General features: G+C 54.3%; 3 protein-coding genes. All 3 read left to right on the top strand.

Features of this window, described 5'->3' with window-relative positions:
- Positions 1-20: 20 nt before the first annotated feature.
- Complete coding sequence (rplM, locus tag ACIPL2_RS24135; RefSeq protein ID WP_007905295.1) at positions 21-449, top strand: 50S ribosomal protein L13; 429 nt, start codon at positions 21-23, stop codon at positions 447-449.
- Between the two features lie 14 nt (positions 450-463).
- Positions 464-856, top strand: coding sequence for a 30S ribosomal protein S9 (gene rpsI / locus ACIPL2_RS24130; RefSeq protein ID WP_002555064.1), 393 nt, complete (start codon positions 464-466; stop codon positions 854-856).
- 267 nt (positions 857-1,123) lie between these two features.
- The gene (gene petA / locus ACIPL2_RS24125; protein WP_033061319.1) at positions 1,124-1,717 is read left to right on the top strand and encodes a ubiquinol-cytochrome c reductase iron-sulfur subunit; all 594 of its coding nucleotides are present in this window, start codon (positions 1,124-1,126) and stop codon (positions 1,715-1,717) included.
- Positions 1,718-1,780 lie beyond the last annotated feature (63 nt).

Raw genomic sequence — 1,780 nt, 5'->3', positions numbered from 1 at the left:
GGCCCCTGAGGCTATAAAGAATGAAAACTTTTACTGCTAAACCGGAAACAGTACAGCGCGACTGGTTTGTCGTCGACGCTGCAGGTCAGACCCTGGGTCGTCTGGCCACCGAAATCGCGAGCCGTCTGCGTGGCAAGCATAAAGCTGAGTACACTCCTCACGTTGACACCGGCGATTACATCGTCGTTATCAATGCCGAGCAGATTCGTGTAACCGGTGCTAAAACCACCGACAAAATCTACTACTCCCACTCCGGTTTCCCGGGCGGCATCAAGTCGATCAACTTCGAAAAGCTGATCGCTAAAGCCCCTGAGCGCGTGATCGAGACCGCGGTCAAAGGCATGCTGCCTAAGAACCCGCTGGGTCGCGACATGTATCGTAAGCTGAAAGTCTATGCGGGCGCTGTACACCCTCATACTGCTCAGCAGCCCCAAGAACTGAAGTTTTAACGGAATAGTTCATTATGTCGGCGACTCAAAATTACGGCACTGGCCGTCGCAAGACCGCAACCGCACGCGTTTTCCTGCGTCCGGGTACTGGTAACATCTCCATCAACAACCGTTCGCTGGATAATTTCTTCGGCCGCGAAACTGCCCGCATGGTAGTTCGTCAGCCGCTGGAATTGACTGAGACTGTCGAGAAATTCGACATCTACGTCACCGTGATCGGCGGTGGTGTAAGTGGTCAAGCTGGCGCAATCCGCCACGGTATTACTCGCGCACTGATGCAGTACGACGAAACCCTGCGTGGCGCTCTGCGCAAAGCTGGCTTCGTTACTCGCGATGCTCGTGAAGTTGAACGTAAGAAAGTGGGTCTGCGTAAAGCGCGTAAGCGTCCGCAGTACTCGAAGCGTTAATTCGCTTTCGCGTTCAAAAAGAACGCCCAGTTTCCTCGCGAAGCTGGGCGTTTTTTTATGGGCGCGATTTATCAAAGAATTGCTCTGTGACAACTTGCCACATCCGTAGAGCCCCTATACTGCAAGGCTTGGCAGTGGAGCCCTTCGGTAATTACCTTGTCAGAATTGGGGCTTTTCATTACCATTCGGCAAAATTTTTATAAGTGCATAGATTTACTTAGTAGATGCCTGATTTAACAGGCCACAAAGCTGATGGGAGAGGACTGAATGAGCAATGACGGCGTGAATGCAGGCCGGCGTCGCTTCTTGGTAGCAGCCACATCCGTGGTGGGTGCTGCAGGAGCGGTGGGGGCTGCGGTCCCGTTCGTGGGGTCATGGTTTCCCAGTGCCAAGGCGAAAGCCGCAGGTGCACCGGTGAAAGTGAATGTCAGCAAAATCGAGCCAGGCCAGCAGATGATTGCTGAGTGGCGAGGCCAGCCGGTATTTATCGTCCGCCGTACTGCGGAAATCCTGGGGAATCTGAAAAAGATCGAGGGCCAGCTGTCTGACCCAACCTCCAAGAACTCGACACAACCGACCTATGTCGACCCGGAAACGCGTTCGATCAAGCCAGAGGTCCTGCTGCTGATCGGTATCTGTACGCACCTGGGTTGCTCGCCGACCTTCCGTCCAGAAGTGGCGCCTGCGGATCTGGGCAAGGACTGGGTAGGTGGTTATTTCTGCCCTTGCCACGGTTCCCACTACGATCTGGCTGGCCGCGTCTACAAGTCGCAACCTGCGCCTTTGAACCTGCCAGTTCCCCCGCATTCCTATGAGACCGATGACATCATTGTCATTGGCGTCGATACGGAGAAAGCGTGATGAGCAAGTTCATGGATTGGGTTGATGCGCGCTTTCCCGCGACCAAAATGTGGGAAGACCATC

This window comes from Pseudomonas sp. NPDC086251 (genome assembly GCF_044746405.1).
Lineage (GTDB): Bacteria > Pseudomonadota > Gammaproteobacteria > Pseudomonadales > Pseudomonadaceae > Aquipseudomonas.
Note: the sequence above shows the minus strand (reverse complement) of the source record. Positions and strands in the feature narration are given on the sequence as shown.

Bases quoted from the DNA above. Each gene is read 5' to 3' on its own strand.
- rplM (WP_007905295.1), top strand. From the start codon at position 21: ATGAAAACTTTTACTGCTAAACCGGAAACAGTACAGCGCGACTGGTTT.
- rpsI (WP_002555064.1), top strand. From the start codon at position 464: ATGTCGGCGACTCAAAATTACGGCACTGGCCGTCGCAAGACCGCAACC.
- petA (WP_033061319.1), top strand. From the start codon at position 1,124: ATGAGCAATGACGGCGTGAATGCAGGCCGGCGTCGCTTCTTGGTAGCA.